We start from the raw sequence: 13,053 nt of genomic DNA, 5'->3' as shown, positions 1-13,053 counted from the left end.
TAACCCCGATTGGTGGTTATGGATTCCGGGCTCGCCCTTCGGGCGCCCCGGAATGACGGCGGAGTTTCATGCGCTCAGCCGAATACGCCGCCCGCGAAACCGTCAATTGACCTGCCGCGGGCGCCCTCCTAAAACTCCGCCGACATTGAAGAATTTGGGCCGGATCGCGGCATTCAGGGAGAACAACGATGCGTGACGTCTTTATCTGCGATGCCGTGCGGACCCCGATCGGCCGCTTCGGCGGCTCGCTCGCCAAGGTGCGGGCGGACGATCTCGCCGCCGCCCCGATCAAGGCGCTGATGGCCAAGCACCCCAAGCTCGACTGGTCGCAGGTGGACGAAGTCTTCTTCGGTTGCGCCAACCAGGCCGGCGAGGACAACCGCAACGTCGCGCGCATGGCGCTCCTGCTCGCAGGCCTCCCGGATTCGGTTCCCGGCCAGACCCTGAACCGGCTCTGCGCCTCCGGCCTCGATGCGGTCGGTGCCGCGGGGCGCGCCATCCGCTCCGGCGAGATCGAGCTTGCGATCGCCGGCGGCGTCGAATCCATGACCCGCGCGCCGTTCGTGATGGGCAAGGCGCAGGAGGCCTTCTCGCGCTCGGCCGAGATCTTCGACACCACCATCGGCTGGCGCTTCATCAATCCGCTGCTCAAGGCGCAGTACGGCGTCGACGCGATGCCGGAGACCGGCGAGAACGTCGCCGAGGAATTCCAGGTCTCGCGCGCCGACCAGGACGCCTTTGCCATCCGCTCGCAGCAGCGCGCCGGAGCTGCGATCGCAGCCGGCTATTTCGCGGAAGAAATCACCCCGATCATCATTCCCGGTGGCAAGGCCGGCCCGATCACGGTCGACAAGGATGAGCATCCTCGCCCCGAGACCACGCTGGAGGGCCTCGCCAAGCTGAAGCCGATCGTGCGCAATCCCGGCACGGTGACCGCCGGCAACGCCTCCGGCGTCAATGATGGCGCCGCCGCCATGATCCTCGCCTCGGAAGCCGCCGTGAAGAAGCATGGTCTGACGCCGCGCGCGCGCATTCTCGGGCTTGCCTCGGCCGGCGTGCCGCCGCGCATCATGGGCATCGGCCCGGTGCCGGCGACCCGCAAGCTGATGGAGCGGCTCGGCAAGAAGATCAGTGATTTTGACCTGATCGAGCTCAACGAAGCCTTCGCCTCGCAGGGGATCGCCTGCATGCGCCAGCTCGGCGTGCCTGATGATGCCGACTTCGTCAATCCGCATGGCGGCGCCATCGCGCTCGGCCATCCCCTCGGCATGAGCGGCGCCCGCCTCGCGCTCACCGCCGTGCACGGCATGGAGAAGCGCGGCGGCAAGCTCGCGCTCGCCACCATGTGCGTCGGCGTCGGTCAGGGCGTTGCCGTGGCGATCGAGAAGGTGAATTGACGAAACGCGCAACGTCTCGTCATCCCGGGGCAGCCCGACAGGGCTGAACCCGGGAATCTCGAGATTCCGGGTCTGGTCCTTCGGACCATCCCGGAATGACAGGGAGCTTCCCCAAATTAGTTATATCCTATAATGATTGGCGGAAGCGTTGACCGGCCGGACCAAAATGGCCGGGGAGGAGTTCGCCAATGACATTCATCTATCCCACAGACAGCAACAAGGCGCATCCGCTGCCGCTGTCGCCCGAGTACAAGAGCTCGATCAAGCGCGCGCCGAACAAGCCCTTGATCCCGATGCGCCACACGCTGTCGGAGCTGACCGGCCCGGTCTACGGCCAGGAGACCGTGCGCGAGGGCGACAATGATCTCACCCGCCAGCACAGTGGCGAGCCGCTCGGCGAGCGCATCATCGTGCACGGCCATGTGCGCGACGAGGACGGGCGCGGCGTGCCGAATTCGCTGGTCGAGATCTGGCAGGCCAATTCCTGCGGCCGCTACGTGCATGTTCGCGACCAGCATCCGGCGCCGCTCGATCCGAATTTCACCGGCGCCGGCCGCACCGTGAGCGATGCGGCTGGCTACTACCGCTTCGTTTCCATCAAGCCCGGCGCTTATCCCTGGGGCAATCATCACAATGCCTGGCGTCCCGCGCACATCCATCTGTCTGTGTTCGGGCATTCCTTCGTCACGCGTCTCGTGACGCAGATGTATTTCCCGAACGATCCGCTGTTCCCGTTCGATCCGATCTTCAACTCGGTGCCGGACGAGAAGGCACGGGCGCGGATGGTGTCGTCGTTCGATCTCGAGAACACCCAGCCCGAATGGGCGCTGTGCTACCGCTTTGACATCGTGCTGCGCGGCAAGAACGCCACGCCTATGGAGAACCACTAAGTGCAGGACAACGGGATCACCCCATCACAGACCGTCGGTCCGTTCTTCAAATACGGCCTGACGCCGAATGGCGAATATGCCTGGAACGACGCGTTCACCAACTCGACGCTGACGCCCGACGTCTCCGGCGAGCGCGTTCGCATCGAGGGCCGCGTGTTCGACGGTGACGGCATTGCCGTGCCTGACGTCATGCTGGAGATCTGGCAGGCGGATGCGCAGGGCCGCTTCGCCGACCCGCAGGACAAGCGCGCACTGCCGAACGCGAGCTTCCGCGGCTTCGCCCGCTGCGGCACCGACAAGGACGGCAATTACTCCTTCGACACCATCAAGCCGGGCGCGGTGCCGGATCCCGATGGCAAGCCGCAGGCGCCGCACATTCTTGTCGCGGTGTTCGGCCGCGGCATGCTGCGGCATCTCTACACCCGCATCTATTTCAGCGACGAGGCCGGCAATGCCGCCGATCCCGTGCTGGCGCTGGTGCCCGCCGACCGGCGGACCACGCTGACGGCGGTGCGCGAAGCCGGCAAGGCGGTCTATCGGCTCGACCTGCGGCTTCAGGGCGACAACGAGACGGTGTTCTTCGACGTTTAATCCCAGCGTCGTCCCGGATCTACGCGCGCTTGGGGCGCGCTTGTCCGGGACGACGGCCGGGCACAACCGCCCTCCGCACAGAAAGTCGCTCCCGTTTTCCCGTAGTTTTCCGGAGTTCGTGGGGTACAATTTCCACGCGAAGCAATCCCGTGTTTACCGCAGTCGTTTAGAGTCCGTTGGATTTCGACGTGCGGCATCGGATTGTTCCATGAAAATTCGTCTTTCGCTTTCTTCTGCCATCATTGCATTCGGCATCGTCCTGGCCCTCGGTTTCACGGCCGTGGTCTCCACCAGCCTGTACGCCTTGAAAGAGCTCAAGGTCGGCGGACCGCTCTATTCCGACATCAAGCTCGGCAACGACCTCATCGCCGATATCCTGCCACCGCCGGAATATGTCATCGAGGCCTATCTCGAAGCCACCCTCGCCATGCGCGAGCCGGACCAGCTGGCGGCCCATGGCGAGCGTCTGGTCCAGCTCCGCAAGGATTACGACGAGCGCAAGGCCTTCTGGGTCGCCTCCAGCCTCTCCGCCGACCTGAAGACGGCGCTGGTGTCGAAGTCCGACGCCGAAGTACAGAAATTCTGGAAGCTGTTGTCCGACCAGCTCCTGCCGGCCCTCAAGGCCAAGGATATGGCTGCTTCCGAACGCGCCTATGCGCAGCTCAAGGACGCCTACACCGCGCATCGTGCCGTCATCGACAGCATCGTCGAGAGCGCCAACAAGCAGAATGCCGACATGGAGAAGCTGGCCGCGGACCGCGACAGCGCGATGCTCTATATCCTCCTCGGTGTCTCTGCCGCCGTCCTTGCCTTCATTGCCGCAGGCCTGCTCGGCGTTGCCCTCGGCGTGGTGCGCCCGATCGTGCGCATGACGGACACGATGCAGAAGCTCGCGACCGGCGATCTCGCCGCCGACATTCCTTTCGCGCAGCGCCAGGATGAGGTCGGCTCGATGGCGGGCGCGCTTGTGGTGTTCAAGCAGGCGGCGGTCGAGAATTCGCGCCTGCGCGAGGAGCAGTTGCGCAAGGAGCAGGAGGCGGCGCTGGCCAAGCGCAGCGCCCTGCACCAGATGGCCGAGACCGTCGAGCGCGAGACCGGCCGCTCGGTCGACACCGCGAGCGCGGCGAGCCAAGGCGTTGAGCGGGCCGCCTCCAGCCTGTCCGAGATCGCAAGTTCGCTCTCGGCCCAGTCGCAGGCGGTCGCCGCAGCCTCCACCCAGGCCCTCGGCAGCTCGCAGACCGTCTCGGCCGCGGCCGAACAACTGAGCGCCTCGATCCGCGAGATCGCGACCCAGGTCCTACGCACCTCGACCGTCACCAAATCCGCTGTCGCCGGCCGCGAGCAGGCGCGGTCCACCATCCAGGCGCTGGCCGGTTCGGTGAAGAAGATCGCCGAAGTCTCCGACCTGATCGGCGGCATCGCCGGCCAGACCAACCTGCTGGCGCTCAACGCCACGATCGAGGCGGCACGCGCCGGCGAGGCCGGCCGCGGCTTCGCCGTGGTCGCCGCGGAGGTGAAATCGCTGTCCGACCAGACCGCCAAATCCACCGAGGAGATCACGCGCCTGATTGCCGAGATCCAGACCTCGACGCAGGCCGCTGTCGATGCCGTCGAGACCATGGGAGGCCACATCGCCGAGATCGATGGCGTGGCGACCTCGGTTGCCGCCGCGATGGAGGAGCAGGACGCAGCGACGCGGGAGATCACGCGGTCGATTTCCGAATCGGCGTCCGCAGCCAAGGAGGTCTCGGCCAAGATCGGCAATGTCAGCCGCGACGCCGTCTCCGTGAACGAGCGCGCCTCGGAGGTCAGGCAGGCGATCGTCGGCATGGCGACCAACCTCGAACAGCTGCGTTCGGTCGTGGTCCGGACCGTGCGTGACTCGACCGCGGCGGCGTGACGCTCGGCGCGATGCCTGCCGCTGGTGCCGGCGGTTGTGATCGTGCAATATGGCGCGGCACGGGGGCATCGTGGTTTTCATGACGAATCCGCAACTGTCGGCGGTTGCCGAGCCTGCCTACCTCACGGCCGCGCTGCGCAGGGCCGGCGCGCTGGACGCCGGTGCCGTGCGCGAGGTGAAGGTGCTGCATCAGCGCGACACGCTCGTGTCACATATCGTGCGTCTCGGCTTGCGCTATGTCGGGGAGTCCGTTGGCGCGCCGCAGTCCCTGATCCTGAAGACCGCGCATGCCGCCTTCGCGAAGACACTTGCAAATGGCGGCCGGAACGAGGTCGCCTTCTACACGAAGCTTGCGCCAATCATGCCATCGGGACTCGTGCCGCGCTGCTTCGACGGGAATTTTGACGAGGAGAGCCAGGCCTGGCATCTCCTGGCCGAGGATCTTACCGACACCCACGAGATCGCGACCCAATGGCCGTTGTCGCCATCGCGCGAGCAGGCGATGGCGATCGTCACCACCCTGGCGCGGATGCATGCGGCGTGGTGGGACCACGCGGACCTCGGCGACACCGTCGGAACCTGGATGAGCACGGACGACTCAACGAGGTTGATGGAGACCTTTGCGGGCCATTACGATCGTTTTGCCGATCTACTCGGTGACCGCCTCAGCGAAGAGCGGCGCATTCTCTATCGCCGTTTCATCGAGCAGTCGGACCGTCTGTTCGAGCGCTATCATTCGCGCCGCCACCTCACCATCGCTCATGGCGATGCTCATATCTGGAATTTCTTGCTGCCACGCGCCGGCGCCAACGATAGCGTGCGCATTTTCGATTTCGATCAGTGGCGCATCAACGTTCCGACCGGCGATCTCGCCTACATGATGGCGACGCAATGGTATCCGGACCGCCGGCAGGCACTCGAGCGGCCCTTGCTCAACCTCTATCATGAGACGCTGATGCAGCACGGTGTCACCGGCTACACGCGTGGCGCGCTCGACCGGGACTACCGCCAGTCGGTGCTTTGGCACATCACCAAGCCGGTCTGGCAGTGGAGCGTCAACATCCCGCCGGTGATCTGGTGGAATAATCTGGAGCGGGTGATGATGGCGGTCGAGGATTTGGGGTGTGAGGAGTTGTTGTAGGGGGCTCGTGCCACAAGCCGTCATTGCGAGGAGCACTTGCGACGAAGCAATCCAGACTGCTTGCTGCGGAAAGATTCTGGATTGCTTCGCTGCGCTCGCAATGACGAGGAGGCGCGAGCCTTCAACTACTCCATCACCGCATGTTCCGGCCCCGCGGCCTGCTTGCGCAGCGTCGCCTTGGTCGAGCCGATCAGCAGGGCGAGCGGGATGGTGCAGAGGATGAAGAGCATCACCAGCTGGTAGTCGTGTGCGAAGGCGATGATCTGGGCCTGCACGCTGACCATCCTGTCGGCCATGGCGCGGCCGGCGTCGGTGGAGAGATTGATCATGCCGCTGACGTCGGGCATCTGGAGCGCGTGGTTGAATGGATTGATGTGCTCGGAGAGGATCGCGTAGGTCCGCCGCGTTCCCTGCGTCAGCTCGGCGATGACGACGGAGATGCCGACCGAGCTCGCGACGTTGCGCATCAGGGTCAGCATCGCGGCGCCGTCGGTGCGGAGCTCGTTCGACAGTGTCAGGAACGACACGGTCGAGAGCGGAACGAACACAAGGCCGAAGCCAAAGCCCTGGATGACGCTGACGGTGACGATCTCCGGCACCTGGGTCAGGTCGGTCCAGCCGGTCATCTGGAACAGCGAGCCCGCGGTCAGCGTCAGGCCGGTGATGATCAGCGTGCGCGCCTCGAAATAACGCATCATGCGGCCGACCAGCATCATGGCGAAGAAAGTTCCGAAGCCGCGGCTTGCGAGCAGCAGGCCGGCGGTGATGATGGGATAGCCGATCACGTTCTGCATGTAAGGCGAGGCCAGCGCCATGGTCGAGAACAGCACGAGCCCCATCACGATCATGAACATGCAGCCGGTGACGAAGTTGCGGTCCCGAAACAGCGCGAAGCGGATGAACGGCGTCGAGGTCGTGAAGGAGTGTGCGATGAAGAAATAGAAGGCGACGGCCGAGACGACGAACTCGGCGATGATCTCGTTGGATTCGAGCCAGCCCAATTGCTCGCCGCGGTCGAGCGCGAGCTGAAGCGCGCCGATCGCGACCGCCAGCGCCGCGAAGCCGAACCAGTCGAATTTGAGGCTGAGATCCTTCCTGGTCTCGTCCATGAAGACGATCAGCCCGATCACGGTGATCGCGCCGAACGGCAGGTTGACGAAGAACACCCAGTGCCACGAATAGGTCTCGGTCAGCCAGGCGCCGAGCGACGGCCCCATGATCGGTCCCATCATCACGCCCATGCCCCAGATCGACATCGCCTTGGCGCGTTCCTGGAGCGTGTAATAGTCGAGCATGACCGATTGCGACAGCGGCACCAGCGCGGCGCCGAACACGCCTTGCAGCAGGCGAAACAGCACCATCTGGTTGATGTCCTGCGCGAGGCCGCACAGCACCGAGGCCATGGTGAAGCCGGCCGAGCAGATGATGAAGATGCGCTTGCGGCCGAAGCGGTTGGCGATCCAGCCCACCGGGGCCGTCATGATCGCGGCGGCGACGATGTAGGAGGTCAGCACCCAGTTGATCTGGTCCTGCGAGGCCGACAGCGTGCCCTGCATGTAGGGCAGCGCGACGTTGGCGATGGTGGTGTCCAGTGCCTGCATGATGGTCGCGGTCATGGCGCAGATCGTCACCATGTTCCGGCGCAGACCGGGGACCATCAGGCTGGCATCGGGGCCGGACATCCGGATCAGTCCTTGTCCTGATTCGCGGCCGCCGAGAGCCCGAGCAGGCCGGCGAGCGAACGCTTGTGGCCGGTGTCGATGGTGGCGTAGACGCTCATGCCGGCCTTCAGCTTCCGCACATATTTGTCGGTCTCGTCGAAATAGATCCGGATCGGCACGCGCTGCACCACCTTGACGAAATTGCCGGTGGCGTTCTGCGGCGGCAGGATCGCGAATTGCGCGCCGGTGCCGGGTGCGAGCGAGCCGATCTTGCCCTTGAAGACGTGGTTCGGGAACGCATCGACCTCGAGGGTAACGGGCTGTCCCTCCGTGACGTAGGTGAGGTCGCTCTCCTTCGGATTGGCGTCGACCCAGGGATGGGCGACGTCGATGATGGAGAACACCGGCGTGCCGGCGGCGACGTAGCGGCCGAGCTGGATCTGCTCGACCTGCGTCGCCACGCCGCCCATCGAGGCGCGCACCACGGCGTGGTCGAGATTGCGCTCCGCATTGTCGAGCTTGGCCTTCGCCTGCGCATAGGGCGGGAACTTCTCCAGCGGCAGGTCGCTATCGCCGAGCAGCTGCGTCTTGGCGGTCGAGATCTGCTGCTTGACGTATTGCGCGATCGAGCCAGAGGTGACCAGCGCGTTCGCGGCGTTGTCGAGGTCGAGCTGCGAGCCGTAGCTGTTCTTGACCAGCGCCTGCTTGCGCTCGACGTCGCGCTGCTTCAGGTCGACGCCTTGCTGGGCGAGGTTGAGCATGTCGCCGTAGATCTTGATGTTGGCGCGGAGATTGTCATAGGTCGTCTGCGCCTGGGCGAGCTGTGCCTTGGCCTCGTCGACCGCAAGGCGGTACGGCACGGGGTCGATCTCGAACAGCACGTCGCCCTGCTTGACGAGCTGGCCTTCCCTGACGACGACCTTCTCGATCTTGCCGGAGATGTCGGGCGTCACCAGCACCTTCTGTGCGCCGACATAGGCGTCGTCGGTGCCGACATAGCGGCCGCCATTGAGATAGAAGGTGAGGCCGCCGATGGCGACGACGATGGGCAGCACGACCATCAGCAGGAAGCGACGATAGCGGCGCAGTCCGGCCAGGATGCGGCGACGCGGATCGGCGCCGGCCTTCTTGGTCGGCTTGCCGCTGTCGGCCTTCTGCTCGGGCTGGAACTTGAGAACCTGATCAGCCATAGCGCTGCTCCTTGCGTGCTTGGTCCGCGCCGCTGGTCTGGATCGCGTTCCGCACGTTTTCCTTGATTGTTTCGAGCTGGGTGAGGAGACGGTGGGCGTCCGCCGGATTGATGCCATCGAGCGCGTTCGCCGTGAGCTCGGACTTCAGGCCGCTCATCTTGCCGAGCAATTGCCGCCCGGCCTTCTTCAGGTACAGCCGCTTGACGCGGCGGTCCGACGCGTCGCTGCGGCGCTCGATCCAGTCGTTGTCGCAGAGCTTGTCGATCAGGCGCGTCAGCGTGATCGGCTGCATCTCCAGGAGCTCGGCGAGCTCCGACTGCTTCATGCCCTCGCTGCGCTCGACCTTGGCCAGCACCGCCCATTGCGCGCGGGTGATGCCGAAGCGCGATGCCTCCTTGTCGGCATAGACGCGCAGCAGGCGGTAGAGTTCGGCAAGCGTAAACAGGAAGTTCTGGTCCACGGCCCCACGGCTCATGAGCTTGGTCTCCAATAAGCTTGCAATATAATAAGCAAGCTTATGATTATTTCACGATCGAGTTACCGGGACGCTGTCCCGCAGCGAGAGCATGGCTGACCGCCATTTGCCGGTCTCGCTTTGGGTTCCCTTGCCGAAATGCTAGAAGCGAGGCCGATGACCCCTGCAAAACCGGCATTTCCCGCGCCCGACCACGATCACGGCCGCTGCACCGCGGACGCGCTGGCGCATGCCGAGGAGGTCTGCGAACAGCGCGCCCAGAAATTCACGCCAATACGCCGCCAGGTGCTGGGGGCGCTGCTCTCCAGCCACCGCCCGCTCGGCGCCTATGAGGTGATCGACGAACTGGCGAAGTCGATGCCGCGGCCGGCGCCGATCACGGTCTACCGTGCTCTCGATTTCCTGATGGCCAACGGCCTCGTGCACCGCATCGAGAGCCGCAACGCCTATCTGGCCTGCGCCGCCCACGACCACGACGCGACCTCGGCGGTGGCGTTCCTGATCTGCGAGCGCTGCGGCCTGGTCGGCGAGATTCCGTCGGCATCCTTCGCCAAGGACCTCAATGCGGCCGCGCGCAGCTCGGGCTTCGCTCCCAAATTGTCCGTGGTGGAGATCACGGGCGTCTGCACCCATTGCCAGAAAGCTGCATAAGATTAACAACGGCGCAAAGCCGGTTTCGGGAAGAGATGTCCGCACCACAAGCCATACCGTCCGCCGGCCGTCCCCTCAGTGCCGGCGCCATCGCCCTGATGCTCATGCTGTGCCTGACCTGGGGCTTCAACCAGATCGCGGTGAAGCTGGTGCTGCCGGACATCCCCCCGATGCTTCAGGCCACGATCCGCTCGATGGGGGCGCTGCCGGTGCTGTTCATCATCGGCACGTTTCGCGGCGTCAGATTCTTTGAACGCGACGGCACCTGGAAGCCCGGCATCATCGCCGGACTGATGTTCGGCATCGAGTTCGTTCTGATCTTTCAGGGCCTGCGCTTCACCCCGGCGTCGCGGGCGGTCGTGTTCCTCTACACCGCGCCGTTCTTCGTCGCCCTCGGCTCTTATCAGGTGCTCGGCGAGCGGCTCGGCGGCACGCAATGGCTGGGGCTCGCGGTGAGCTTTGCCGGCGTCGCACTCGCGATCGGCGTGCCGCAGCCGGATGTCGACGCCAAGGTGCTGCTCGGCGACCTCATGATCGTCGGCGGCGCGGCGCTGTGGGCCGCGACCACGCTGGTCGCCAAGGGCACCCGGCTGCGCTTTGCAGCGCCCGAAAAGGCCCTCGGCTATCAGGTCGCAACCTCGATCCCGATCCTGGGGCTAGCGGCCTGGCTGTTCGGCGAATCCATCACGCACATGCCCGCCCCACTGTCCCTCGGCCTCATGGCCTTCCAGGCGATCTGGGTGGTGGGAACCACGTTCACGCTTTGGTTCGCGCTGGTGAAGGCCTATTCGGCCAGCAAATTGTCGGCTTTTACCTTCATCACCCCTTTGTTTGGCGTGGTGGGTAGCTATTTCATCATGCACGACACCCTAAGCCTGACATTCGGGGCGGCTGCAGTCCTTGTAATTGCTGGGCTTTTTCTGGTTAACCGTCCGAGCCAAAGTGCTGCGGCGCCGCGCGATGCATTGCTGAACGTCACCAAAACCTGATATTTGGACCCCATGAACAAGCTCGAAAACCCCATTGATTCCGACATCGCGGGCCCCGCGCCCCGGCACCGGACCACCCAGGTCAAGGTCGGCAACGTTGCCGTTGGTGGCGGCGCGCCGATCGTCGTGCAGTCGATGACCAACACCGACACCGCCGACATCGACGGCACCATCGCCCAGGTCGCAGCGCTCGCGCGCGCCGGCTCCGAAATGGTCCGCATCACCGTGGACCGCGAGGAGGCCGCCGCCGCCGTTCCGCACATCCGCGACGGCCTGGCCAAGCGCGGTATCACCACGCCCTTGATCGGTGACTTCCACTATATCGGCCACAAGCTGCTTGCGGCCTATCCGGCCTGCGCCGAGGCGCTCGCCAAGTACCGCATCAATCCCGGCAATGTCGGCTTCAAGGACAAGCGCGACACCCAGTTCGCCGACATCATCGAGATCGCCAACAAGAACAGCAAGCCGGTCCGCATCGGTGCCAATTGGGGCTCGCTCGATCAGGAGCTGCTGACCAAGCTGATGGACGAGAACGCCGCGTCCGCCAATCCGCGCGACGTGCGCGCGGTGACGCGCGAGGCCATGGTGCAGTCGGCGCTCTTGTCGGCCGCGCGCGCCGAAGAGCTCGGCATGCCCAAGGATCGCATCATCCTCTCGGCCAAGGTGTCGGCCGTCCAGGACTTGATCGCGGTCTACCAGGATCTCGCGTCGCGTTCCGATTACGCCATCCATCTCGGCCTCACCGAGGCCGGCATGGGCTCGAAGGGCATCGTGGCGTCGTCCGCCGCGCTCGGCATCCTGCTTCAGCAGGGCATCGGCGACACCATCCGCATCTCGTTGACGCCGGAGCCCGGCGGCGACCGCACCCGTGAGGTGCAGGTTGGCCAGGAGCTGCTCCAGACCATGGGCTTCCGCACCTTCGTGCCGCTGGTTGCGGCCTGCCCCGGCTGCGGCCGCACCACCTCGACCACGTTCCAGGAGCTGGCGCGCTCGATCCAGGATTTCATCCGCGACGAGATGCCGACCTGGAAGACGAAGTATCCCGGCGTCGAAGAGCTCAACGTTGCGGTGATGGGTTGCATCGTCAACGGCCCCGGCGAATCCAAGCACGCCAATATCGGCATCTCGCTGCCGGGCACCGGCGAAGCGCCGGCCGCGCCCGTCTTCGTCGACGGCAAGAAGTTCCGCACGCTGCGCGGCCCGACCATCTCCGCCGACTTCAAGGCGCTGGTGATCGACTACATCGACCAGCGCTACGGCCAGGGCGCCAAGGTGCCGGTGACTGCGGCGGAGTAGTTTTATCAGGTCAGCATGTAATCGTGCTGACCTGGCCCGTCTCTCCATATCTCAGCAGCAGACCGTCCCGGGTGACTACGCTGGCGCCAAGGTCGCGAGCGGTTGCAATGATGATCCGATCCGCGGGATCGCGTGGCGGCTCGCCCGGCAAAAAAGATGACGCGATCAAGATATCGGGCGTCAGTTCGGCGAGCCGTATTCCCTCGACGTCAAGCAGCCGTTGAAACCAACGTTCTGGTCTCGTTGAGAGGCCCAACCGGTTGCGTGCAACGAGCAAGCCGATTTCCCATGCCGTAATTGCGGACACGAAGATTGCGGTTCCGGCGCGATACGCGGCCTCGATCGCTTCCCTCGCCTCCGAGGCGATGGGCTTGTCCTCAACAATCCAAATCGCCGCATGCGTATCGAGTAGAAGAGGCGCCGGTTCATTCATAGACCTTGCCCCAATCGGGATCTGCCGGCTCCGTCAGGTCTACGCCCGGTGGGATATGTGCCAATCCTTTGAGCGCGCCGAACAGCGGATGGCGGCCAAGCTTCTTGGCGCGAGCGGGCGGGGGCTCCGCGGAGCTCGGCTCAACCCGCCGAAACACGACCTTGCGAGCCTTCGTGTCGACCTGCTCGGTACGGAAGCCCGCGGCTAGCCAGACCTTGGTCATGACGTTGTTCGTCGGGTTGTTGCTCCACCAAGCCGGATACTGAGGTGAGTTAGGGGGCAGCTTGCTTCCGATGATCCGCTCGATTTCGGCAAAGGTCATGGGGACCTCTCTAGCTCGCTGGGACTTCAGAAATTCACCGAGCCGCTCGTATTTACCCATGTCGAAACCCTCCAACTGCTACTAACACTATTAAAGCTTTATAAGTGTGTCAAGAGG

General features: G+C 64.6%; 13 protein-coding genes. 8 read left to right on the top strand and 5 right to left on the bottom strand.

The window, feature by feature from the left end:
* Nucleotides 1-188: 188 nt before the first annotated feature.
* The 5 genes from pcaF to GPL20_RS25215 all read left to right on the top strand — a co-directional run bounded on the left by pcaF (nt 189) and on the right by GPL20_RS25215 (nt 5,919).
* Nucleotides 189-1,397 (top strand): 3-oxoadipyl-CoA thiolase, encoded by a 1,209-nt coding sequence (gene pcaF, locus GPL20_RS25230; protein WP_157332687.1) that lies wholly within the window; start codon nt 189-191, stop codon nt 1,395-1,397.
* Between the two features lie 188 nt (nt 1,398-1,585).
* On the top strand, nt 1,586-2,287 hold the full coding sequence (gene pcaH / locus GPL20_RS38965; protein WP_167533200.1) for a protocatechuate 3,4-dioxygenase subunit beta: 702 nt from the start codon (nt 1,586-1,588) through the stop codon (nt 2,285-2,287).
* Entirely contained in the window at nt 2,288-2,878 is a 591-nt protein-coding gene (pcaG, locus tag GPL20_RS38960) for a protocatechuate 3,4-dioxygenase subunit alpha (RefSeq protein WP_254125493.1), read from the top strand.
* A gap of 208 nt (nt 2,879-3,086) precedes the next feature.
* Nucleotides 3,087-4,778: a methyl-accepting chemotaxis protein gene (locus tag GPL20_RS25220; protein ID WP_157332685.1), complete on the top strand. Its 1,692-nt coding sequence runs from the start codon at nt 3,087-3,089 to the stop codon at nt 4,776-4,778.
* A gap of 49 nt (nt 4,779-4,827) precedes the next feature.
* Nucleotides 4,828-5,919 carry a phosphotransferase gene (locus GPL20_RS25215; protein WP_157332683.1) on the top strand — a complete coding sequence of 364 codons (1,092 nt, stop codon included), beginning with the start codon at nt 4,828-4,830 and terminating at the stop codon, nt 5,917-5,919.
* A gap of 125 nt (nt 5,920-6,044) precedes the next feature.
* Here the strand turns inward: GPL20_RS25215 and GPL20_RS25210 are convergent, their stop codons facing one another.
* The 3 genes from GPL20_RS25210 to GPL20_RS25200 are packed head-to-tail and all read right to left on the bottom strand — an operon-like array spanning nt 6,045 to nt 9,245.
* Complete coding sequence (locus GPL20_RS25210; RefSeq protein WP_157332681.1) at nt 6,045-7,601, bottom strand: MDR family MFS transporter; 1,557 nt, start codon at nt 7,599-7,601, stop codon at nt 6,045-6,047.
* Between the two features lie 5 nt (nt 7,602-7,606).
* Nucleotides 7,607-8,770 (bottom strand): HlyD family secretion protein, encoded by a 1,164-nt coding sequence (locus tag GPL20_RS25205; RefSeq protein ID WP_157332679.1) that lies wholly within the window; start codon nt 8,768-8,770, stop codon nt 7,607-7,609.
* Nucleotides 8,763-9,245 carry a MarR family winged helix-turn-helix transcriptional regulator gene (locus GPL20_RS25200; protein WP_157332677.1) on the bottom strand — a complete coding sequence of 161 codons (483 nt, stop codon included), beginning with the start codon at nt 9,243-9,245 and terminating at the stop codon, nt 8,763-8,765. Before GPL20_RS25200 ends, GPL20_RS25205 begins: the two co-directional genes overlap by 8 nt.
* 156 nt (nt 9,246-9,401) lie before the next feature.
* Here GPL20_RS25200 and GPL20_RS25195 point away from each other — a divergent pair, with 156 nt between their 5' ends.
* Genes GPL20_RS25195 through ispG form a run of 3 tightly spaced genes read left to right on the top strand, consistent with a single transcriptional unit; the run spans nt 9,402 to nt 12,181 of the window.
* Nucleotides 9,402-9,896: a Fur family transcriptional regulator gene (locus GPL20_RS25195; protein WP_157332675.1), complete on the top strand. Its 495-nt coding sequence runs from the start codon at nt 9,402-9,404 to the stop codon at nt 9,894-9,896.
* A gap of 35 nt (nt 9,897-9,931) precedes the next feature.
* Nucleotides 9,932-10,885 (top strand): DMT family transporter, encoded by a 954-nt coding sequence (locus GPL20_RS25190; protein ID WP_157332673.1) that lies wholly within the window; start codon nt 9,932-9,934, stop codon nt 10,883-10,885.
* A 12-nt stretch (nt 10,886-10,897) separates the two neighbouring features.
* Entirely contained in the window at nt 10,898-12,181 is a 1,284-nt protein-coding gene (gene ispG / locus GPL20_RS25185; RefSeq protein WP_157332671.1) for a flavodoxin-dependent (E)-4-hydroxy-3-methylbut-2-enyl-diphosphate synthase, read from the top strand.
* A 10-nt stretch (nt 12,182-12,191) separates the two neighbouring features.
* On the opposite strand, the gene GPL20_RS25180 is transcribed toward ispG, so the two are convergent.
* Entirely contained in the window at nt 12,192-12,614 is a 423-nt protein-coding gene (locus GPL20_RS25180) for a type II toxin-antitoxin system VapC family toxin (RefSeq protein ID WP_157332669.1), read from the bottom strand.
* Entirely contained in the window at nt 12,607-12,996 is a 390-nt protein-coding gene (locus tag GPL20_RS25175; protein WP_157332668.1) for a DUF7662 domain-containing protein, read from the bottom strand. Before GPL20_RS25175 ends, GPL20_RS25180 begins: the two co-directional genes overlap by 8 nt.
* Nucleotides 12,997-13,053: the final 57 nt, after the last annotated feature.

Origin of the sequence: Bradyrhizobium cajani (genome assembly GCF_009759665.1) — a bacterium.
GTDB classification, from domain to species: Bacteria; Pseudomonadota; Alphaproteobacteria; order Rhizobiales; family Xanthobacteraceae; genus Bradyrhizobium; species Bradyrhizobium cajani.
This window is presented reverse-complemented; position numbering and strand designations above follow the sequence as displayed.